25 protein-coding genes and 1 other annotated feature (1 of these 26 running past the window's edge) are annotated in these 22,192 nt (G+C 36.8%); of the genes, 15 read left to right on the plus strand and 10 right to left on the minus strand.

Going from position 1 to position 22,192, the window contains the following annotated elements; genetic code table 11:
• Window positions 1-26, plus strand: a binding site (T-box leader) (it extends 224 nt beyond the left edge of the window).
• Window positions 27-86: 60 nt separating this feature from the next.
• The 8 genes from trpE (at window position 87) to mnmH (ending at window position 7,914) form a co-directional block, all read left to right on the plus strand.
• Window positions 87-1,475 (plus strand): anthranilate synthase component I, encoded by a 1,389-nt coding sequence (trpE, locus tag J7E66_RS05160; protein ID WP_214998343.1) that lies wholly within the window; start codon window positions 87-89, stop codon window positions 1,473-1,475.
• The gene (locus J7E66_RS05165; protein ID WP_214998344.1) at window positions 1,472-2,083 is read left to right on the plus strand and encodes an anthranilate synthase component II; all 612 of its coding nucleotides are present in this window, start codon (window positions 1,472-1,474) and stop codon (window positions 2,081-2,083) included. Before trpE ends, J7E66_RS05165 begins: the two co-directional genes overlap by 4 nt.
• Window positions 2,055-3,083, plus strand: coding sequence for an anthranilate phosphoribosyltransferase (trpD, locus tag J7E66_RS05170; RefSeq protein WP_214998345.1), 1,029 nt, complete (start codon window positions 2,055-2,057; stop codon window positions 3,081-3,083). Before J7E66_RS05165 ends, trpD begins: the two co-directional genes overlap by 29 nt.
• The gene (trpC, locus tag J7E66_RS05175) at window positions 3,084-3,875 is read left to right on the plus strand and encodes an indole-3-glycerol phosphate synthase TrpC (protein ID WP_214998346.1); all 792 of its coding nucleotides are present in this window, start codon (window positions 3,084-3,086) and stop codon (window positions 3,873-3,875) included.
• The gene (locus tag J7E66_RS05180) at window positions 3,872-4,489 is read left to right on the plus strand and encodes a phosphoribosylanthranilate isomerase (protein WP_214998347.1); all 618 of its coding nucleotides are present in this window, start codon (window positions 3,872-3,874) and stop codon (window positions 4,487-4,489) included. Before trpC ends, J7E66_RS05180 begins: the two co-directional genes overlap by 4 nt.
• Window positions 4,490-4,494: 5 nt before the next feature.
• Complete coding sequence (gene trpB, locus J7E66_RS05185; protein ID WP_214998348.1) at window positions 4,495-5,694, plus strand: tryptophan synthase subunit beta; 1,200 nt, start codon at window positions 4,495-4,497, stop codon at window positions 5,692-5,694.
• A gap of 3 nt (window positions 5,695-5,697) precedes the next feature.
• Complete coding sequence (gene trpA, locus J7E66_RS05190; RefSeq protein ID WP_214998349.1) at window positions 5,698-6,483, plus strand: tryptophan synthase subunit alpha; 786 nt, start codon at window positions 5,698-5,700, stop codon at window positions 6,481-6,483.
• 345 nt (window positions 6,484-6,828) lie between these two features.
• Complete coding sequence (gene mnmH, locus J7E66_RS05195; protein ID WP_214998350.1) at window positions 6,829-7,914, plus strand: tRNA 2-selenouridine(34) synthase MnmH; 1,086 nt, start codon at window positions 6,829-6,831, stop codon at window positions 7,912-7,914.
• A 110-nt stretch (window positions 7,915-8,024) separates the two neighbouring features.
• Here mnmH and sda read toward each other — a convergent pair whose 3' ends face one another.
• Window positions 8,025-8,159, minus strand: a complete 135-nt coding sequence (gene sda, locus J7E66_RS05200; RefSeq protein ID WP_066256632.1) for a sporulation histidine kinase inhibitor Sda — start codon at window positions 8,157-8,159, stop codon at window positions 8,025-8,027.
• Window positions 8,160-8,405: 246 nt separating this feature from the next.
• Between sda and J7E66_RS05205 the strand changes: the two genes are divergently transcribed.
• A complete protein-coding gene (locus J7E66_RS05205; RefSeq protein WP_214998351.1) occupies window positions 8,406-8,609 on the plus strand; it encodes a DUF6501 family protein in 204 nt (67 codons plus the stop codon).
• A gap of 87 nt (window positions 8,610-8,696) precedes the next feature.
• Entirely contained in the window at window positions 8,697-9,284 is a 588-nt protein-coding gene (locus tag J7E66_RS05210) for a GNAT family N-acetyltransferase (RefSeq protein WP_214998352.1), read from the plus strand.
• A 56-nt stretch (window positions 9,285-9,340) separates the two neighbouring features.
• Here the strand turns inward: J7E66_RS05210 and J7E66_RS05215 are convergent, their stop codons facing one another.
• Window positions 9,341-9,934: a YhcN/YlaJ family sporulation lipoprotein gene (locus tag J7E66_RS05215; protein WP_214998353.1), complete on the minus strand. Its 594-nt coding sequence runs from the start codon at window positions 9,932-9,934 to the stop codon at window positions 9,341-9,343.
• 117 nt (window positions 9,935-10,051) lie between these two features.
• Between J7E66_RS05215 and crcB the strand changes: the two genes are divergently transcribed.
• Together crcB and J7E66_RS05225 are read left to right on the plus strand one after the other, a co-directional pair.
• Entirely contained in the window at window positions 10,052-10,444 is a 393-nt protein-coding gene (gene crcB, locus J7E66_RS05220) for a fluoride efflux transporter CrcB (protein ID WP_168244774.1), read from the plus strand.
• Complete coding sequence (locus J7E66_RS05225) at window positions 10,441-10,791, plus strand: fluoride efflux transporter FluC (RefSeq protein ID WP_214998354.1); 351 nt, start codon at window positions 10,441-10,443, stop codon at window positions 10,789-10,791. The genes crcB and J7E66_RS05225 overlap by 4 nt, the downstream gene beginning before the upstream one ends.
• Before the next feature lie 38 nt (window positions 10,792-10,829).
• Here the strand turns inward: J7E66_RS05225 and yidC are convergent, their stop codons facing one another.
• The 5 genes from yidC to J7E66_RS05250 all read right to left on the minus strand — a co-directional run bounded on the left by yidC (window position 10,830) and on the right by J7E66_RS05250 (window position 15,943).
• Window positions 10,830-11,624 carry a membrane protein insertase YidC gene (gene yidC / locus J7E66_RS05230; RefSeq protein WP_214998355.1) on the minus strand — a complete coding sequence of 265 codons (795 nt, stop codon included), beginning with the start codon at window positions 11,622-11,624 and terminating at the stop codon, window positions 10,830-10,832.
• A gap of 30 nt (window positions 11,625-11,654) precedes the next feature.
• Complete coding sequence (locus J7E66_RS05235; protein ID WP_088088624.1) at window positions 11,655-11,945, minus strand: hypothetical protein; 291 nt, start codon at window positions 11,943-11,945, stop codon at window positions 11,655-11,657.
• Window positions 11,946-12,091: 146 nt separating this feature from the next.
• The gene (gene pflA, locus J7E66_RS05240) at window positions 12,092-12,841 is read right to left on the minus strand and encodes a pyruvate formate-lyase-activating protein (RefSeq protein WP_214998356.1); all 750 of its coding nucleotides are present in this window, start codon (window positions 12,839-12,841) and stop codon (window positions 12,092-12,094) included.
• A gap of 95 nt (window positions 12,842-12,936) precedes the next feature.
• Complete coding sequence (gene pflB, locus J7E66_RS05245) at window positions 12,937-15,162, minus strand: formate C-acetyltransferase (protein WP_214998424.1); 2,226 nt, start codon at window positions 15,160-15,162, stop codon at window positions 12,937-12,939.
• A gap of 328 nt (window positions 15,163-15,490) precedes the next feature.
• Window positions 15,491-15,943, minus strand: coding sequence for a cupredoxin domain-containing protein (locus J7E66_RS05250; protein ID WP_214998357.1), 453 nt, complete (start codon window positions 15,941-15,943; stop codon window positions 15,491-15,493).
• A gap of 291 nt (window positions 15,944-16,234) precedes the next feature.
• On the opposite strand from J7E66_RS05250, the gene mprF reads away from it, so the two are divergent.
• Together mprF and J7E66_RS05260 are read left to right on the plus strand one after the other, a co-directional pair.
• Entirely contained in the window at window positions 16,235-18,763 is a 2,529-nt protein-coding gene (mprF, locus tag J7E66_RS05255) for a bifunctional lysylphosphatidylglycerol flippase/synthetase MprF (protein WP_251032776.1), read from the plus strand.
• Window positions 18,764-18,908: 145 nt separating this feature from the next.
• On the plus strand, window positions 18,909-20,066 hold the full coding sequence (locus tag J7E66_RS05260; RefSeq protein WP_214998359.1) for a D-alanyl-D-alanine carboxypeptidase family protein: 1,158 nt from the start codon (window positions 18,909-18,911) through the stop codon (window positions 20,064-20,066).
• A gap of 42 nt (window positions 20,067-20,108) precedes the next feature.
• Here J7E66_RS05260 and modB read toward each other — a convergent pair whose 3' ends face one another.
• The 3 genes from modB to J7E66_RS05275 all read right to left on the minus strand — a co-directional run bounded on the left by modB (window position 20,109) and on the right by J7E66_RS05275 (window position 21,932).
• Window positions 20,109-20,765: a molybdate ABC transporter permease subunit gene (gene modB, locus J7E66_RS05265; protein ID WP_214998425.1), complete on the minus strand. Its 657-nt coding sequence runs from the start codon at window positions 20,763-20,765 to the stop codon at window positions 20,109-20,111.
• 8 nt (window positions 20,766-20,773) lie between these two features.
• Window positions 20,774-21,568 (minus strand): molybdate ABC transporter substrate-binding protein, encoded by a 795-nt coding sequence (gene modA, locus J7E66_RS05270; RefSeq protein WP_214998360.1) that lies wholly within the window; start codon window positions 21,566-21,568, stop codon window positions 20,774-20,776.
• 121 nt (window positions 21,569-21,689) lie between these two features.
• Entirely contained in the window at window positions 21,690-21,932 is a 243-nt protein-coding gene (locus J7E66_RS05275) for a YkuS family protein (RefSeq protein WP_214998361.1), read from the minus strand.
• 102 nt (window positions 21,933-22,034) lie between these two features.
• On the opposite strand from J7E66_RS05275, the gene J7E66_RS05280 reads away from it, so the two are divergent.
• On the plus strand, window positions 22,035-22,166 hold the full coding sequence (locus tag J7E66_RS05280) for a YuzL family protein (RefSeq protein ID WP_214998362.1): 132 nt from the start codon (window positions 22,035-22,037) through the stop codon (window positions 22,164-22,166).
• Window positions 22,167-22,192: the final 26 nt, after the last annotated feature.

A 22,192-nucleotide genomic window follows, 5' to 3' on the forward strand; every position in this document is an offset into this window, starting at 1 on the left:
ACCACGACCATAGAATCGTCCTCTATATGCGTAATTAATTGCGCATATAGAGGACGATTTTTTTTATTTTAGAAAGGAGTCGAAACATGAAAATTAAAAGTGGTTATTTCATAAACGAGATCGAAGGAGACACTCTTACACCAATCTCCATATTACAAAAAATTAGCGGGAAAAAGAAGTTCCTATTGGAAAGTTCTCATAAGTACAATGACTCTGGGCGATATTCCTTTATTGGTGCAGACCCAGCTTTCGAACTTATTTCGAGGGGAGATAATAATGAGATTATTCAGCGGAATGGAGACAAGAAAGTTTTAAAAGGCAACCCTCTCGAAGTATTAAAAAAACTTATACCACCCATGGGTTTTGAAGAGTTTCCCTTTCCGTTTATTGGAGGCGCGGTCGGTTACGTGGGGTATGACATTATCAGGCAATATGAAGTAATCGGAGATGAATATTCAAACGGAATGGAAATGCCGGATGTACACTTAATGTTTTATGAAGAAGTTATTGTCTTTGATCATCTTGAAGACAAGGTCTTGATTTGTGGGTGTCCTTTAGTCAAGGAGAGCGATAACGCTTTAATTGAAAAAAGAATCAATCAAAGGATAGAAGAGCTAAAGCAGCCTACCTTCTACCCAGCAGAGGAGCCATTTTATTTCTCAGGGTTTGAATCCGAAACAAACAAAGAAGCCTTTATCAAAAATGTAGAAATGGCGAAGGAGCATATTTTAGCAGGTGATATATTTCAAGTAGTCCTTTCAAGACGAATGAAATCAACATTTAACGGAGAACCATTATCGCTTTATCGTAAACATCGTGCGAATAATCCTACTCCTTATATGTTTTATATTGATTTTGATGCTTATACCGTTATTGGTTCATCCCCTGAAAGTTTAATTAAAACAAGAGCCAACACAGTTATTTCAAACCCAATTGCAGGGACCAAAAGACGGGGAAAAACAAACGATGAAGATTTGTTGATTGAAAAAGAATTAAAAAATGATGAAAAAGAACTTGCTGAGCATAAGATGCTTGTTGACCTTGGCAGAAATGATCTCGGCAAGATCTGCAATTTTGGTTCCGTTCAAGTAGATAAGTATATGGCGGTAGAAAAATACCGGCATGTGATGCATCTTGTCTCTGAAGTAAGCGGGCATTTAAATGCTGATAAAACAGCAATAGATGCCCTCGCGGCCTGTCTGCCCGCTGGGACTGTTTCAGGAGCCCCGAAGGTTCGGGCTATGGAGATTATTAACTCCTTGGAAAAATCAAAACGAGGGTTATATTCAGGGGCCGTTGGTTATTTATCAGCAGACGGAAATATGGATTTTGCCCTTGCCATCCGAACGATGATTTTAAAAGAGGGTTCAGCATATATTCAGGCAGGGGCTGGTATCGTTTATGACTCAAATCCAGAGTCCGAATATCAAGAGACAATAAATAAACTTAATTCTTTCTTGGAGGGTGAGAAATGATTTTACTGATTGATAATTTTGACTCGTTCACATTCAACCTTTATCAGTATCTAGGGGAATTAGGTGAACAAATTACGGTTTTACGAAATAACCAATTAAGCATGGACCAAATCAGAGATTTAAATCCTAAAGCCATTATTCTCTCCCCAGGACCAGGGAAGCCAGAGGATGCAGGAATTTGTATCGAATTGATTCAAACATTTTATAATAAAATCCCTATTTTAGGAATCTGTCTCGGCCATCAAGCCATTGGTGCAGCTTTCGGTGGGGAGATTCAAAGAGCAACCCTTATCAAACATGGTAAAACATCATTGATTTCACATCGGAGTGGTGGATTATTTAACGGTCTTCCCAACCCATTAGAAGTGATGCGCTATCATTCATTAATTATTGAGAAGAGTAGTATTCCGGAGGAACTTGAGTGTATTGCTCATTCTGATGATGACCAGGAAATCATGGCCATTAAACATCGTGAATATCCCATTTTCGGTCTTCAGTTTCATCCGGAGTCGATTGGTACTCCATCAGGTAAACAAATCCTAAAAAACTTTTTAAATGAGATAGAGAGGATGAATAAAAGTGAAGAATTATTTACTCCAATTAGCTGAACGTGAATCATTTTCTGAAAACCAGATGAAAGAAGCCGTGCATTTCATTTTGGGTGAGGAGGTTTCTGAATCTGAAATTGCTGCCTTTTTAATGGGATTGAAATCTAAAGGAGAAACAGTTGAAGAAATTACGGGAATTGTAAAAGCGATGAAGGCAAATACGCTGAAATTTAATGAGAAAATTTCAGGCGTTCTTGATAATTGTGGAACAGGAGGGGACGGATCCTCCAGTTTTAATGTGAGTACTACGTCTGCTTTTGTTATTGCTGGTGCTGGAATTCCGGTTGCCAAGCATGGCAATCGAAGTGTTTCGAGCAAAACGGGCAGTGCGGATGTGCTGGAATACTTAGGAATCCATTTAAATCTTTCCGCAGAAAGAACAGAAGAAATTCTTCAGGAAATAGGATTATCCTTCTTATTCGCCCCAAACGTTCATCCAAAGTTAAAGAAAGTCATGACAGTTCGAAAACAATTGAAGATACCAACCATTTTTAACTTTATCGGACCACTTACCAATCCGATTGAGTTAGACTATCAATTGTTGGGTGTGTATCGGAGAGATTTATTGAATGTGTTTGCTGAAGTTCTTTTGAAGTTAGGACGCAAGCGGGCTATTGTTATTAATGGTGCAGGTTTCATGGATGAAGCTTCACTTCAGGGGGAGAATTATTTAACTATTTTAGAGGATGGGAAAATTGCTAATCAATCATTTCTCCCAGAAGAAGTCAATCTCCCACAATATGATAACAGCTGTATTAAGGGTGGAGACTCTAAGGAAAATGCTGAGATATTAATCAATGTGTTAAAAGGGGAAAAGGGTGCTTACCGTGATACGGTTTTACTTAATTCTGGACTAGGAATTTATACAGCAGGTAAAGCAAACTCCATTCAGGATGGGATCAATGTTGCGAAAGAAATCATTGACTCTGGTGCTGCTTATGAAAAATTAACTACTTTAATTGAAAAATCTCAAGCAGCGGGTCAGAAAGAGGCGATATAAGTGGCAACAATCTTAGATAAAATCATTGACCAAAAGAAAAAAGAAGTTCTCTTCCTTCGAGAGGGAAACCAACTATTCGAAGGTACAAATCAGCCGAAAAGATCTTTAATTCAAAAACTGAAGACAGCAGAACAAATATCGATCATATCTGAATTTAAGCGAGCATCTCCTTCAAAAGGAATCATTAATAACATGATTGAGCCTTCCTATCAGGCGGGGTTATATGAAGAATATGGCGCTTCTGCTATTTCTGTACTAACAGATCAAACCTTTTTTAAGGGCTCTTTCTCCGATTTAAGAGCTGTTCGGAGCAAAGTAAATCTGCCGATTCTCTGTAAAGACTTTATCATTGATGAATTGCAAATAAATCTTGCTTCTTCCAATGGGGCGGATATCATTTTACTGATTGTAGCTGCATTAGACGATCAGAGATTGGCTGAACTCCTTCAATATGCTAAGAACTTAGGCTTGGAGGTACTGGTGGAGGTTCATAATCAGAAGGAATTGGAGAGTGCACTTAAGACAGGAGCAAAGCTGATTGGAGTAAATAATCGCGACTTAAAAACCTTTCATGTTTCGCTTGAGGTGACAGAGACATTAGCTTCCATTGTAAAAAGCACTGGTGCGTATCTCATTAGTGAAAGCGGGATCCATCACCAAGAGGATGTAGCACGTGTTAGAAATGCAGGAGCGAATGGGATTTTAGTGGGAGAAGCATTAATGAAAAGTGCAAATGTGAAACAATCCTTTATAGACTTTCGCTTGCCGCTTAATGAAGGTGTAAATAGATGAAAGTAAAAATTTGTGGAATTACAGATATCGAAACAGGGGTTGCGGCGGCTCAATATGGTGCTGATGCTATTGGGTTTGTCTTTGCAGAAAGTAAGCGCAGGATCTCGATTGAGAAAGCACATGAGATAATTGCTAAGATACCTAAAGAGGTGTTTAAGATCGGTGTTTTTGTTAATGAAACAAAAGCAAATATCGAAAGAATCGCTTCCGCTGTGGGACTGACACATATCCAGTTACACGGAGATGAAACAGCAACATTCAGTGAATCGCTTTCCTTGCCTGTCATTAAGTCAATCAGTTTTCAAGGAAATGAAAGCTTAGAGGCATTGGCTGGTTTTCCAAGTGACTTTATTTTACTCGACAGTCCCAAAGGAAAATACAGAGGCGGAAATGGAACGGTGTTTAATTGGAATGAGGTCAATCCTCACTTGATTAATAGCCAAAAAGTCATCCTAGCTGGCGGGTTGCATGCAGACAATGTTGAAGAAGCGATAAAAATTATTAGGCCATATATGGTGGATGTTAGCTCAGGGGTAGAAACCGCTGGGAAAAAGGATTTAAGAAAGATTCAAACATTTATAGAAAAAGCCAAAAGCACACCTGTAGGGAGGTAAAGGGAATGAACACATATACATTGCCAAATGAGAAAGGCCACTTCGGCATTTTCGGGGGGAGATTTGTCCCGGAAACATTAATGAAAGCAGTAATTGAACTTGGTGAAGCCTATGAAAGCGCCAAAAAGGATTCTTCCTTTCAAGCGGAAATTCGAAAATTGTTAAAAGACTATGTGGGGAGAGAAACCCCATTGTATTATGCAGATAACCTGACGAAACACGCGGGCGGGGCTAAGATTTTTCTGAAAAGAGAAGATTTAAACCATACTGGCGCCCATAAAATTAACAATGCGATTGGGCAGGCTCTACTAGCGGTACGTATGGGAAAGAAAAAAATTGTAGCTGAAACTGGTGCAGGTCAGCATGGTGTAGCAACGGCAACCGTTTGTGCCTTATTAAATCTTGATTGTATCGTGTTTATGGGTGAGGAGGACATCAAAAGACAGGCATTAAATGTTTTTCGAATGGAATTGCTGGGTGCAAAGGTCGTCAGTGTCACATCTGGTAGTGCAACATTAAAAGATGCCGTAAACGAAGCCTTAAGATACTGGGTTGAAAATGTAGATGATACCCACTATCTATTAGGATCTGTAATGGGACCACATCCATTTCCGCAAATGGTTAGAGATTTTCAAAGTGTTATTGGCAAAGAAACAAAACAACAATTCCAACTTAGCGAAGGGGCGCTACCGGATGCAGTGGTTGCCTGTATTGGCGGCGGGAGCAATGCGATGGGGATGTTCCATCCATTTATCGAGGATGAGATGGTTAGTCTTTATGGCGTGGAAGCTGCTGGACAGGGTGTTGATACAGAGTATCATGCGGCTTCCTTAACAAAGGGAAGTCCAGGTGTACTACATGGAGCACTAATGTATCTATTACAAGATCAAGATGGTCAAGTTCAAGAAGCACATTCCATCTCGGCAGGTCTTGATTATCCAGGCGTAGGACCGGAACACAGCTATTTGCATGACATTGGTCGAGCATCATATCAATCGATTACCGATAAAGAAGCGCTAGACGCATTTCAGCTCTTATCGAAGCTTGAAGGAATCATCCCCGCATTAGAGAGTGCCCATGCAATTGCCTTTGCAGTAAAACTAGCTGCAAAAATGGATGAAACAAAAAAGATTGTTGTTTGCCTATCAGGACGCGGAGATAAAGATGTGGATACCGTGAAAACACGGCTGAGAGAGGAGAGATAAGAAATGAACCGTTTTGAAAAAACTTTTACGGCTTTAAAAGAAAATAATACAAAAGCTTTTGTTCCCTACATAATGGCCGGGGATGGTGGGCTGGAATGTTTGGTTGAACGTCTAACACTGTTGGAGAAATTTGGTGCAACTGCGATTGAAGTTGGGGTTCCGTTTTCAGACCCTGTGGCAGATGGGCCAACCATTCAACGAGCTGGAATTAGGGCACTTGAAAATGGAACAACCTTAAAGGGGATTATTGCAGAACTAGGAAAAGCGCGAAAGGATGTGTCAGTTCCAATCCTCCTCATGACCTACTTAAATCCCATTTATTCCTATGGGGTAGAGGAATTTGTCCGAGATATTCGTTTGGCTGGTGTGGATGGGTGTATTATTCCCGATTTGCCAATAGAAGAAGAGGAAATCATTACGCCACATCTTGAGAAAGCAGAAATTGAGTTGATTCGACTCGTAACGCTGACAACACCAATGGAGCGAATCAAAACGATTTCAAGCAAGGGCAAGGGATTTTTATACACGGTTACAATTAAGGGGATTACAGGGGCAAGAAATGAATATGATTCGGAATTGAATCAATTTTTAAAATCTGTAAAAGATGTAAGTCCGATTCCCGTCTTGGCTGGCTTCGGCATTTCAAATAAAGAACAAATAACGGACCTAACAAAATACTGTGATGGAGTTATTGTCGGCAGTAAAATTGTCGATTTATTTAACAGTCAAAATTTGATCGAAATGGAAAAGTTGATGTCAGTCTTCAAACCAAAATCAAAGATTGTATAGGTAAAAGGTCTACTCTCGACTGCGTGAGTAGACTTTTTATATTTTAGTGTCATTTATTACTGCACAGGAGTCCTCTATAATTAATATAATTTAATTTGCGGAATTGTTTTTTTGAAACAACTGTCCTCCATTCCGCTAATACAAATTAAATTTGCATAAAAGCAGTAATTCCCGGGTTCTTGAAAGCTAGTGATATATCCTGTATAATGGTGTTTATACTTTATTTAGAAAATAAATTCCCATGATGTTTACTTTTCTGAAACTTCCCGTTGTGGAAGTTTTGTTTGTTTTCATTAGATATGTTATTTTTCAGATAATATTACTTTTATAAGGAGCGTAGATGATATGAAGGAAATGACGGTGGAAGAACTTTTTACGACAAAGAACCCAGTAATCATTGATATACGCTCACCGATCGAGTTTAAAGATGGCGCAATTCCGGGAGCAATTAATGTTCCCTTATTTACAAATGAGGAACGACAAATAATCGGAACCATTTACAAACAAGAAGGGGCGGCGATTGCGAAATGGAAGGCAATGGAAATTGTCTCGCCTAAAATTCCTGAACTCCTTCAAACAATAAAAAAATGCGTTTCAGACGATATGGAACTTATTATCCATTGCTGGCGTGGTGGAATGCGAAGTAAGGCAGTGGTTACATTTTTAGAGTTTGCCGGAATTTATTCTTGGAGACTCGTAGGCGGTTATAAAGCATACCGCCACTATATTCTTGAACAATTGCCTACAATGCTTCCTAACAAAGCAGTCGTCCTCCACGGACTGACCGGTGTTGGTAAAACAGAGGTCTTAAAGATATTGAAAAAGAAGGGATATCCAATCTTAGACCTTGAAGAGATGGCGGGCCATCGCGGTTCGATATTTGGAACGATTGGTCTTGGTGACGGTCATAACCAAAAAACATTTGACTCCCTTCTATTTAAAGGTCTTCAAGAAATAAAAGATGCTGATTATTTTCTGGTTGAAGCGGAAAGCAAAAGAATTGGAAAAGCTGTCCAAACTGAAGAATTAATGGATAAAAGAATGCAAGGTATTAACATCAATCTCAACACCCCCATTAATCAACGGGTAAAGCATCTTGTCGCCGAGTATGTGCAGCCATACAAGGAAGAACCCTGGTATTTCGAAAAGATTTCTGATGGTATTGAAAAGGTGTTAAGACGTGTTAAAGATCCAGACATTAAAAAATCGCTCATCCAAACGTTAACAGATCGTAATTATCCTGATATGATTCGAATTTTACTTGAACATTATTATGATCCTCGCTACGTCCATGCAAAACAAGAGTATGAAGGGGAATTCTTTGAAATATCTGCAGAACACTCTGTTGATGCAGCAGACAAAATTGCTTCAAAACTTAATGGGTTAGGCTTTCGGCCTATTAGACAGTTAAATAGCCAAACTTTAATTTAGATTATTTCCAATCGATATCTAGAATAAATACATGCTGAAAGCTAAATGAAGATCATTTAGTTATTGAAAAACCGCTGAATCCTTTCAGCGGTTTTTTCATTGGGTTTATGCTAACGATTTTTAAATGGTTTTAAACCACGCCGTTTGATTTCATCCTTTAAGATCTTAATCCATTCTTTTTCCTTGTCAGACTTTAATGCATCCCGATACGAAAAAACCAATTGCTCATTACTCATAATTTTCATTTTTTATGAATGCCTCCTTGGTAATGGATTGAATATTCAGTTTTTATAATTGTAATGGTTTACATTCCTTTTGAGAACCCAAAATTAATAAAATTTTTGAAAAAAGTTCAAATTTCTTAAATTAATAACAGATATTTTAAATAAAAAACTAATACTTTTGTAATTGACTCATGATATGGTTGCACAGAACCGGCCCGATTGATTATACTAGAAATTGGACATTGATCGAAAGGAACGGTGGCAACAATGATTCATCTATCATGGCGTGATCGTGAAACAGTAAAAAAAATAAAATGCGTTCACACGGATGCAAAAAAATACCTTGTCAATAACGCCTTAACGGCTGGGAAAGTCTATGATGTGAAAAATGAGACTGAAGAATTTTATTACATTATTGACAATACTGGAAAAGTAGGCGGCTTCTACAAGGAATATTTCCAAAATGTATAGAAAAACAGGACTGTGGAGCATAGCCCGCAGTCTTTTTATATGGAAAAAGTGGTAAAGATACTGCAAATAAAGGGGAGATATTAAATAATGGATAAATTGTGGAACAACCTTTTTTCGTTACAAGGGGAAAATGTAAATTTGATTCCAATCAGTATGGACCATTTAGAGGGCTTATGGGAAGCGGCCAAACCAGATGAAATATGGACGTATATGGCGACCAAGGTTCGATCGAAAAATGAAATGGAACAATTGATTAAAGCAGCATTGAAAGCGAGAGAAAATGGATCAGAATACACTTTCACCGTTGTAAATAAAGAAAATCAAGTGATTGGCAGCACCCGATTCTTAGACATATCCCCGCGACATAAAAGTGCTGAAATTGGTTCGACATGGTATCACCCAGATGTATGGCGGACAAAGGTAAATACAGAATGTAAATTCCTGTTATTAAGGCATGCCTTTGAAAATTGGAACCTCACGCGTGTTCAACTAAAAACAGACTCTCGAAATGAAAGGTCCCAGCAAGCTATTGCTAGAATTGGAGCTGTAAAGGAAGGGATATTACGAAAAGATCGGATTATTTCCGATGGATACACTAGGGACACGGTCTTTTTTAGTATTCTTTGTCATGAATGGGACAATGTAAGAACTGAGCTTAAATTGAAACTGCAGTGAAAGAGTAAGATGCCTGGTCAATTTGCCAGGCAATTTACTTCCCGTCCCACTTTATATTACTTCGCATTAGGAAACACTCTGCGGATGGTATCGGAAAACTCATCGATAAAACCTGAAACCGTTCTTCCATTCCGAATATCTCTTGAATAGGTATTCATTCGATCATAAAAATCAGGATTAACAGAAATATAAACATTGTCAATGTCTCGATCAACAGATTTAACTGCTCGAGCAATCTTTTCTTTAATAGCTGAAGTCAATTCATTACGAGCTGAAACGTCCAATTTAGCCGCAACATAAGCATTATTATCGTTTACAATGACAGTTGCGTTGTCCACTTCAGTTAAGTTGATTACTTTATCAGCAGCCTTGTCCGCTACTCTAGTATTGGTTTGATTGCTTCCAACATTGTTATTATTGCGTCCATTAGTAATAGTGTTATAATTTCTGTTGCGATCTAATTCCGGATCACTAGTATCTGCACTTGAAATAGCTGGTCCGACCTGATTAGGGTTATTAAAATTCACTCTAGTTATTTCATTTGTATTTCGTTGCCGGGTTGTTACATCACCATCGATATTATTCTTTGCACAACCTGTTAAATAAATACTCGACACGAGGGTGGCAATGACGAATAAGCTGTTTCTCATGTTGTATTAACACTCCTTTGTCAAACTACTACAATTAGGTTGCCATTTTTGTAAAAAACTATCCTAACCGGTCTAAGTTGATAATTATAAAAAGGAAAATGTTTAGGGGTGTGTGATTTGATTTATTTTTTAGTGGGATTGGGCGGAGTCGTTGGAAGTTTGCTCCGCTATTTATTATCAGTTTTTGCTGTAGTGGTATGGGGGAAAGAATTTCCAATAGGAACCCTTTTAATAAATTTAACAGGTTCCTTTCTATTGGGTTTTATGACAAATCATGTTGTTAGTTCCAATAAGCTTCATCCGTATTTGTTTACCGCACTTACCACTGGTGTCATTGGTTCGTATACTACCTTTTCAACTTTTTGCTTTGAAACGGTTCATTTACTCGAAACAGGAAAATACATATTTGGCTTCCTTTATTTAATTGTTAGTTTATTTGGAGGTCTATTTTTGGCTAAGGCAGGAATGTTACTTAGTGAACAAGCAAATAAATCGAGGAGAGTAATATGATTGAGATTATATTTGTTTCAATTGGTGGTTTTTTTGGAGCGATTTGCCGCTTTGCGATTAGCAGAAACCAAACTAAAACAGGGTTTCCCTCTGCTACCCTAACAGTCAATTTCATTGGTGCTTTTTTATTGGGGTTACTCCTCGGACTGAATGTAAAAGGGTCATTATATTCCTTAATAGGTATTGGATTTATGGGGTCATTTACGACTTTTTCGACATTAATGCTTGAATCGGTAAAACTTAAAAGGGAAAAAAAGAAAAAGTTTTATTACAGCTATTTGCTAAGCAGTTTCACGATAGGAATCATTCTTGTCTTTTGTGGGCTATTGTTAGGAAGCAGGATCTAAAAAAGAAGCATCAAAGGATGCTTCTTTTTTCAATTTGATTATTTTTGTTTGACTTGGACTTTTGGTGTTTTATTTATCTGATAAAGACTTTTGCTAATCATAGTTTGTACAATAAGGAATGTACCGCCTACCACCCAATAAAGAGGCAGGGCTGCCGGTGCATTAAAAGAAAACATGACAATCATTAATGGAGATAGCAATCCCATGTATTTCATTTGGTCTTGCTGTGTTGTTGGCATATTGGACTGGGAAACTTTAAACTGGAAGTAGTAAATAACCCCAGCAATGATTGTAATAATAATGTCTGGATTTCCGAGACTAAACCATAAAAACTCGTGGGTTTTAATTTCTTCTGAACCGCGAATCGCATAATAGAAGCCAGTTAGAATAGGCATTTGAATGAGCAATGGCAAACAGCCCATATTTAATGGATTTACCCCGTGCTTTTTATAAAGGCCCATCATTTCCGCTTGTAGTTCTTGCTTTTTCTTAGGATCCTTTTCAGTTTTCATCTTTGCTTGAATAACGTCCATTTCGGGTTTTAATACATCCATCTTTTCCTTCATACCCATTTGATTTTTATACTGTCTGAGCATTAACGGCATTAACGCTAGTCTGATAATTATTGTAACAATAATTATGGCCAAACCATAGTTTCCGTTAAAGAATTCAGCAACGGAATGGATAGATACAGAAAAAGGATTGACAACATAATGTTGAAAAAATCCAGTATTGTTAGTTCCTTTTTGTGTTTGAGATGAACAAGCCGATAGCAATAATGTTATTAAGCCAAGCAGTGAGAATAATAGTAGTGAAGATCGTTTTGTTTTCATATTTCCTCCTAGAATGTTGTAAATAAATTGTTAAGTATAGAGGAAGGAAATAGGCTCTTCAGTATCATCCTGAGAATATTCTTTTCTACGAAAATATATAACAATTCTTTTCAGAATATAGCTTCCATTTAAACAACTTTTCTTACGGTAAAAAGCCAATGGGTGAATAATTTCTGTTCTTGCTTGATTAGATAAGGAGCCAAGAAAAGAATATTCCACACTCCAAGCCCATAAGAATTTTAAAGTAATTCCTAAATAAATACTGACGTAAAGGGCGTTTAGGGCATTGATATCTGAAATATCTATAAGCAATTGAAACAAAAATTATCACCTCACTTAATTGTCAATGATATGAGTATATAGTAGAAATGGTAAAGAATCAATTTTATAATTGCGATTATACCATATTTTGAAGACATTACTAATTGGACTAATAAGTTCTTAAAAAACACTGATTCAGAAGTGAATCAATGTTCAATCGGTGCCTTCCAGTGTGCTGTAATCAATTTATAAGCAAACTCGACTTTTTCCTCTGTAGGTGGTTCGACAGAGTTTAGTTGATATTCAAGTCCAAGTGATTCCCACTTATATACACCGAGCTTGTGATACGGCAGGATTTCAATCTTTTGGACATTTTTAAGCGTTCCGATAAATTCACCGAGTTTTTCCAGATCTTCAGGATCATCCGTAACCGTAGGGACAAGCACATGACGTACCCAAACTGGAACTTGATGGTCTGATAAAAATGTTGCAAATTCAAGAATATGATCATTGGACATACCAGTTAACTGGATATGTTTTTTTCGGTTAATATGCTTCAAATCGAGAAGGATTAAGTCAGTATACTGTAAGAGTTCTTCAAGCTGTTCGATAAAAAGCTTGGAATGGGAGAAACAGCCACCAGAAGAATCGATGGTAGTATGAATCCCTTTCTTTTTGCATTCCTTAAACAATTCTATTAAAAAAGGAATTTGCAACAGTGGTTCTCCACCGCTTACTGTAATACCGCCACCCGACGATTGAATAAAGGGGAGGTATGAGATTAGATCAACCATGATATCGGAAACAGCCATTTCTTTGCCGCTGCCGATTTCCCAAGTATCAGCATTATGGCAAAACTGGCACCTTAATAGACAGCCTTGTGTGAAAATTACATATCGGATCCCTGGTCCGTCGACTGTCCCTAATGTTTCGATTGAATGCATATTTCCGTTCATGAGATGATCCCCCTTTAATTTAATAGGAGCCCGATAAAAAGGGCTCCTGATATGGAACTAGTTCTCTGATTCCAGCGAATAGCGGCGCTTCCGCTTTATAATGATTCGTGGAAAGTACGATTAATAACGTCTAATTGCTGTTCTTTTGTTAATTTAATAAAGTTTACTGCATAACCAGATACACGGATTGTTAATTGTGGATAAAGTTCTGGGTGTTCCATTGCATCAATTAATGTTTCTCTATTAAAGACGTTAACATTTAAGTGATGACCTGATTTGATAGCATATCCATCTAGGATGGATACTAGGTTACGCACTTGGCTTTCTTCTTCCTTACCTAAAGCTTTAGGCACGATTGAGAAGGTATTTGAAATTCCATCCATTGCATAGTTGTAAGGAAGTTTTGCCACAGAAGAAAGGGAAGCTAATGTTCCTTTAGTGTCACGTCCATGCATTGGATTAGCACCTGGTGCAAATGGTTCTCCCATACGACGGCCATCAGGTGTGTTTCCAGTTTTCTTACCATATACCACATTTGATGTAATCGTTAAGATTGAAAGTGTATGAACTGAGTCACGGTAAGTCTGGTGCTTGCGAAGCTTTTTCATAAAGGTTTTAAGAACTTCAACAGCAATCGCATCCACACGGTCATCGTTGTTTCCGTATTTAGGGAAGTCTCCATTCGTTTCAAAATCAACCGCAAGACCATTTTCATCACGGATTACCTTAACTTCACCATATTTAATGGCACTAAGTGAATCTGCAACAACGGAAAGACCAGCAATACCAGTTGCCATCGTACGAAGGATCTTGCTGTCATGCAACGCCATTTCAATTCTTTCATAGCTGTACTTATCATGCATATAGTGAATTACATTTAACGTGTTAATATAAAGACCAGCAAGCCATTCCATCATAAGATCAAATTTTTGCATGACTTCTTCATAATTTAATACTTCAGAAGTAATTGGCTGATATTGTGGTCCAACTTGGATTTTTAATTTTTCATCAGCACCGCCGTTAATGGAGTAAAGAAGTGCTTTTGCTAGGTTTGCACGAGCTCCGAAGAATTGCATTTGCTTACCAATTTCCATAGCGGATACACAGCAGGCAATTCCATAGTCATCGCCATATTCTGGACGCATAATATCATCGTTTTCATATTGAATGGAGCTAGTTTTGATTGACATTTTTGCACAATACTTTTTAAAGTTCTCAGGTAACTGCGGTGACCATAAAACCGTTAAGTTTGGTTCTGGTGCAGCACCTAAATTATCTAATGTATGAAGGAAACGGAAAGAGTTTTTCGTTACAAGAGAACGACCATCATTTTCCATACCGCCAATTGACTCAGTTACCCATGTAGGGTCACCGCTGAATAATTCATTATAATCTGGTGTCCGTGCAAATTTAACGAGACGAAGTTTCATAATAAAATGGTCAACAATTTCTTGTACAGCTTCTTCAGTTAATGTACCGTTTTGTAAGTCTCTTTCTACGTAAATATCTAAGAACGTTGATACACGACCAAGGCTCATCGCAGCACCATTTTGTTCCTTGATCGCTGCTAAGTAACCAAAATACACAAACTGGAATGCTTCAGCAGCATTTTTAGCAGGCAGGCTGATATCAAATCCATAGCTGTTTGCCATTTCCTTCAGTTCTTTTAACGCACGAATTTGTTCAGCGAGTTCCTCGCGAAGACGCATGTTATCTTCAGTCATTACTTTGCTTGTGTTCTTTTGATCCTTTTGCTTTTCTTGGATTAAGAAATCAACACCATAAAGGGCAACCCTACGGTAATCACCGATAATACGACCGCGGCCATATGCATCAGGAAGTCCAGTGATGATTGCAGCTTTACGTGCAAGCATCATTTCATCGGTATAGGCATCGAAGACACCTTGGTTGTGAGTTTTACGGAACTCACTAAAGATTTTTTCAATTTCAGGGTTTATTTCGTAACCGTAAGCCTCACAAGCTGCTTTCGCCATGCGAATGCCGCCAAATGGCTGCATAGAACGATTAAAAGGTTTATCAGTTTGCACACCAACTATTTTTTCAAGACCTTCATTAAGATATCCAGGACCATGAGAAGTAATAGTAGAAACGGTTTCTGTGTCCATATCCAATACTCCGCCATTTTCACGCTCTTGCTTTGTTAATTCCATTACTTGTTCCCAAAGTTTAGTGGTTGCTTCAGTTGGACCAGCTAAGAACGAGTCATCTCCTTCAAAAGGAGTAAAGTTTTTTAGGATAAAATCACGAACGTTAACTTCTTTTGACCATGCACCTTTGGTAAATCCATTCCATTGTTCCATCATATTTCACCTCATATTTTTTATAAAATCTATATAACAGTTTTTGTGTTTACTTTATGAATTGAGTATAACAGATATATTGTGAAAAAAGGTACGCATATTAGTAACTAATTGTTAAGGTTTTGTGAAGTCTTATTTAAAGGGATATTTTTCATTATCCTAGGCTGATTAGTTCTGACATTTAGATTGTAAAATATAAACTGTACTATAATTATTAATGATAACAGATAAACTGTTATATAGAAAAAATCCAATAATAACAAGGTGTGTTAATTAATAAAACAGAACTACCATTGGAATAAAAAAAGCAGGAGAAAGATCTCCTGCGTTAATCTACCACAATATAAGCAATCATTGGTCCATTTCGGGAACGGTCTGAATGAACCTCACAAATCAAACGATAGGTTCCCTCTTTTTCAAACTGGAGCGGAACAATGGTTTCTTCTCCTTTTTTCACTATCCCTTTTATTTTTGTTCCTTCTATATAAAAAGGATGCTCTTCACCGTTAATTCCATTAATAAATAACCTTACTTTTTCATTTTTTTCTAAGAAAACTGTACCAGGATCCCAGCGGTAAGCCTCCATTTCTTTTCCGTTTTTCATTTTTGTACTGAATTCCGCAGTGACCATGTGAATTTCACGGATATTTGCTTTTCCTTGCTGATTAAAGACAGTTGTATCTCCAGCTTTTAACATGAACCATGCCGATAGCGAAACAAGTACAACACCAATAGCTACAAAAAATAGTAGTGTTTCTTTTTTAAATACTACAAATTTCATTTGCTGCCCCCTCGTATATTTGTCCTACTTTATTCATATGCCTATTAGGTGAGTAAACTTGTCTCTTTTTTATTATTTTTGTACTCCTTTTGATAAATAAATCTCTTTACTCTTCTTCCTCTATAGATGGTTGAACATTTAAAAAAATGTCTACAATGAGTATTAATATCCAGCAATGTGACGAAATATTTCTTTGTTTTTCCTATAGAAAAGTTTATAGTAAAATCAGGAATTAAAAGAACACTTGCGGAGACTAGGTTGAATTAGCTGAAAAATTAGGTGGTTAGCTTGTTGGGGATTCGAAAAGAAAAGATTTTAAAAATCGCTAAATTTATTTTCCCGTTGTTACTGTTAATCTTTGCAATTATTGAAATAAAAAAATTCACCCAAAACTTAAATATGCAGTTATTGAAGGATGAACTAAATCATCTTAATATCGGACTTCTTCTATTAATAATAGCAATCACCTTTGTCGCTGTTTTACCAATGTTGCTATATGATGTGATATTAGTCAGGATATTAAAATTGAAAGTCCCAATTCGGGATCTTTTGGAACAATCATTCATTGCGAATTCCTTTTCAAATTTAATCGGCTTCGGTGGATTAATAGGGGGAATGTTAAGGACGTACTTCTTTCATAAGCTCGAACAGGACAAGCGAAGGCTTTTGGGGGTTATTGCTTCTGTATCCTTATTTTATTTAACTGGGGTATCAGTTTTATCATGGATCGTTATTATTAAACATCGAAATTTTCCACTATTTGTTGATACAAGATGGCTCTATTTTGCAGTTCTTGGGGTCGGTTTATACTTACCGCTTTTTATAATCATCCATATGATTAAGTCAAATAAGGGCAGTCAGTCACTATTAAGTAAAAATATTACTTTGAAGCTTATCTTGGTTTCAATTATCGAATGGCTCGCCGTATTTTTTGCAATTTTGATCTTATGCAGGATTTTAGGGATTTCAATTACTGCAGACAGTCTATTTCCTGTCTATATTGTAGCTGCTTGTGCAGGCATCATTAGTATGATTCCAGGAGGGCTAGGGTCCTTTGATTTAGTGTTTATTTGGGGGATGCAAGAGTTATTTATTCCCGAAGAAAAAGTGCTTGTTTTGCTTTTATTTTACCGGATTGGGTATTATTTTTTACCATTCCTTTTAAGCCTTGTATTCTTTGTTAAGCTTTATTGGGAAAAATGGAACCAAACCTGGAATGATCTTCCTAAAGCTGTTATCCAAGGGTTTAGTCATGTCTTGTTAACGATGCTTGTTTTTTTATCAGGTTTAATCTTGCTTTTATCTGCAAGTATCCCTGGAATTATGTCCAGATTAAAGGTAGCCCAGGAGCTTTTATCGTTTCCAATCATTAACGTATCACACCAATTATCGGTGGCTGCAGGTTTTTTGTTACTAGGATTATCTCGAGGAATTGAATATAGTGTGAAGAGAGCGTATGAGTTAACAATGTTCGCTCTAATTCTAGCGGCATTATTCTCTATTTTTAAAGGGATTGATTATGAGGAAGCGATATTTTTAATTATCGTCGCCCTTTTACTTAAGATGTCAAAAGGTCAATTTTATCGTGAGAGTTATGTACTGACATGGGGAAAAACGATCTTTGATATTACGATTATTCTAATGATTACAGCAATGTATCTCTTAATAGGGTATGCAAACCTGCCGATCTCAAAAATAGAAATCCCTTCCAAGCTGTTGCCTTATGTTATTGTCGATTATCGGGATTTATTTACGAGTGCTGTTATAGGACTTGTCATTGCTTTATTAATACTTATGTTTGGCTATTTAATCAGCTTGCCTAAAAAGTGGTCATTGGAGAGGTCCAATGGTCGAGATAAAGAAATTATTGCACATTTAACCAAGTATCATGGAAAGGTACTTTCCCATTTAATTTTTTTACATGACAAATTAATCTTTTGGAACAGTAAAAAGAATGTTTTATTATCCTATCAACAATATGCAGACAAGTTAGTTATTCTCGGCGACCCGATTGGGGAAAAAAACGAATTATCAAATGCAATTGAGGAATTTCAAGAAATAGCCGATTTACATGGTTTTACTCCTGTTTTTTATCAGGTAAGTGACGATATGCTTCCGTATCTCCACGGCCATGGCTTTGCTTTTTTTAAATTGGGTGAAGAGGCGTTTGTTGATCTGAAGAATTTTTCCCTTTCAGGAAACAAAATGAAGGGCTTACGGACATTAAGAAATAAATTTGCTCGAGCAAACTATTCTTTTGAAGTAGTTGGCCCTCCATTTTCACCAGGGCTGGTGGAAGAACTTAGAGAAATTTCTAATGAGTGGCTTCTAGGGCGAACTGAGAAGGGTTTTTCTTTGGGGTTCTTTGATGAAGAATATTTAAATAAGGCGCCGATTGCCATTTTAAAAGATGAAAATATGCAAACACTTGGCTTTATGAGCATTATGTATGTTTACGATGACTATCAGACGATATCTGTTGATTTAATGAGATTTAGACCCAAAGTATCATCCGGTACTGTTGATTATCTCTTCCTCTGTTTATTTGATTGGGCAAAGGAACAAGGGTACGGCCGCTTTAATATGGGGATGGCCCCACTTGCGAATGTAGGATTATCAAGGTTTTCTTTTCTAGGCGAGAAAATTGCTGCGCAAATTTTCCTGCACGGACACTTTATTTATCATTTCCAAGGTCTGAGAAAATTCAAGCAGAAATATACAAACATTTGGGAGCCTAAATACTTGGCTTATCGCAGAAAATCATCATTACCATTAATAATGGCTCAAATAACTTTATTGATATCAAAAAAAAGAAATTAGAACTATTACCGGCGGGAGTTACCTGCCGGATTTTCTTTTTCTTATAATTGAATTTTAATTTATAATTTCTATTTTGAAACTATTATTTTGCAAAACTATCTGGTAATATTAATTAGGAAATAATGTAAAAGTTGGGTGTTATCTATTGAAAAAGTTTATATCGGTAATTATTTTTATCCTACTTATTTGTTCTAACCATTTAAACACCTTTGCAGCAATAAATGGTCCGATAGAACTGAAAAGTAAGGGGGCTGTTCTGTTAGATTCAGATACAGGTGCTATTCTCTTTGCGAAAAATGCCAATCAAAGAATGTACCCTGCAAGTCTAACGAAAATAGCAACTGCAATCTATGCAATTGAAAAGGGAAACTTGGACAGTATCGTAACTGTTAGTGGTAATGCAGTAAGACAAGATGGAACAAGGGTATATTTAGATGAAGGGGAAAAGATCCCTTTAAAGAAATTGATCCAAGGCATGCTAATTAATTCCGGAAATGATGCAGCTGTAGCAATTGCGGAACATTTAGATGGAAGTGTCGAACAGTTTGCTGTTCATTTGAATGGGTATTTAAAATCAACGATTGGTGTCAAGAACACCCATTTTATCAATCCCAACGGTTTGTTTGATAAAAACCACTATACGACAGCAATGGATTTAGCAATAATAACTAATTATGCAATTAAGAATCCTATTTTTGCTGACATCTTTGGAACAAAAGTCCTCAAATGGGAGGGGCGATCTTGGAAAACGAATATCCTAACCCACCACCGCATGCTTAAAGGAGAGTTAGCTTATCCAGGAATAACTGGCGGCAAAACAGGGTATACAAGTGAGGCAAAACAAACTCTAGCTACTACAGCTAGAAATGCCAAATTAGGGTTGACAGCAGTCGTTTTAAATTCTGAACTACAAAGAGAGAAATATGACGATACAGCTCGCTTGTTTGATTATGGTTTTAAGAACTTTCAGCATTCAATATTAAAGCAAGGTGAGATTTTTAAAAAGGATAATAAAGAATTTTGTCCTGAAATGGATACCTTAGTAACAGAGGCTATTAATGGAGCTACTAAAGAGGTAAATAGTGAGGGAAAACTTTCGATAAAAAATAATAACGGACAAGTTGTCCAGTTAGTAACACTAAAATATATGGAGCCAATTCCTGAGAAGGTTTCCGCTAAAAGTGAAAAAATTAGTGTGAAGAAACAACAGGTTTCCCATTTTAATGCGATATATGGGATAGTAATTATCGCATTTGCCGGAATTTTTATTGGTGTTAGGAAGAAATTTATTAAAAAGTACTAGTTCTACTATTAAAGCCATGAAAAGGATGAAACCTTTTCATGGCTATTTTTGTGTTACATTGGTAGCAAGTAACATTATGGATGAGATAATAATCATCGATATGACAAGGAGCCAGGCTAATTTCATGTTCCCAGATTCCATGGCTATATAAATGGCGGTGGGAGCAGTTTGTGTTTTTCCGGGAATATTTCCGGCGAACATGAAGGTTGCTCCGAATTCACCTAGTGCTCTTGCAAAACTAAGAATAAGGCCCGTAATAATTGATCTTGTAGATAATGGCAGGGTTACAAGTAAAAATACATTCAGTTCGTTTGCACCATCAACTCTTGCTGCTTCTTCTATTCCCTTATCAACAGATTGAAAACCAATCTTTACCGTTTGGTACATTAAGGGAAAAGCAACAATGGTTGAAGCAATCACTGCAGCAAAAGGTGTAAACATAATGGAACTATCAAATAGTTTATATATTATTGATCCAACCGGACTATTCCCACCAAAAAAGAATATAAGTAAAAATCCGATCACTGTAGGGGGCAATACGATAGGAAGCAAAAGAAAAATTTCAATGAGCATTTTTCCCCTAAAGAGTCCTTTTGATAGTAATCTAGCAAATAAGATTCCAAACACAAACACCAAGGTAACAGAAATAGACGCAACCTTTAGCGATAAAATAATGGGGGACCAGAATTCACTTTGCATCAAAAAGATCAATCCAATACTTTAAAACCATATTTTTTAAATATCGCTCGTGCCGTTGGAGTTTGTAAATAATCATAAAATAGGGAAACCTCTTTCTTTTTAACAGATGACTTTATTATACCTGCAGAATAAATAATTGGTTCGTGAGATTGTTCATCAGCGACAGTAACAACCTTTACTTTATCAGAACCTTTTAGATCTGTCATATAGACGATGCCAGCATCAACACTATTTGTCTCTACATAGGTAAGTACTTGGCGAACATCTTTTGTTTGAATTATTTTTGATTGTAATCTGTCCCAAATATCGAGTTTCTGCAGTGTTTGTTTTGCATACATTCCTGCTGGTACAGTTGCAGGAGTCCCTATGGCCACTTTCTTTATACCGCTTTTATTCAAATCTTTAAAATTGGTTAACGGTGCTGGTTTGCTTTTATTTGTAATTAATACGATTTGGTTGCTCAATAAATCCGTTTGTTTCTTTTCATCAATTAAGCCCTTTATTGCTAGTTCTTCAAAATGATCTTTAGAGGCAGAGATGAAAATATCTACTGGGGCCCCTTGAATAATTTGTTGTTTTAAAGCACCGGATCCTCCAAGGTTATATAGTATAGCAATTTGTTTATTTGTTTTTTCAAATTGAGTCTTAATTTCCATTAAAGCACTGTCAAGGCTTACCGCTGCAGAAATTGTAATTTCAATTTTCTTAGCCTGCTTGATATCTTTTTCTGGAAGTTTAGTTGAACATGCGGGCAGAAACACCAAAATTACGATAAAAAACCATATCAAACCTTTTTTTTTCATGTAATTCGTCCTTTCAAACATCTTCTTTTATAAATCATTATAGCAAATTGATTTAATCATTAAAGAATAGAAACAAAAAAAAGACTAAAGTAAATCCTTTAGTCTTTGAAAAATAACCTGATTATTGTAGTCTACTTTCGACTTGTTGACATACTTCATCAGCAGACAGGCCGTTTGCGTCTATAACTGATCCTTTTGTAAAGGTATCCTGCATACCCATTACATTAGAATCTAGTCCTGTAACCACACAGCAATCACAATTCTGAGCATCCGACTCTTGCTTTAATTCGATCACATCATGTCCTTTTTCACGTAAAGCCTGTTGAACTTGTGCAAGAGATTCTTCCACACCAATTTTTGCCATACAAAACACCTCCTCCTCTAAATTATCTTGCCTAACTTTACCGTAATTATTCGGAATAAGTAGCTATAATCATCCAAAAACTAATAGGGGAGGTGTACAAAAATGGGAAAACGTAAAAAGGATTCATCGACAATCGGGTTGGCTTCCCCGCAAGTAGAAGGTCAGGGAACAACTACAACCGAAACAGGTTCACGGACTGAACCATCATCAAGAAGAAAACAGAAAAAAAGCTAATAAAACAGGCACCCACGTTACAAACC

The organism is Bacillus sp. ISL-7, from assembly GCF_018613065.1.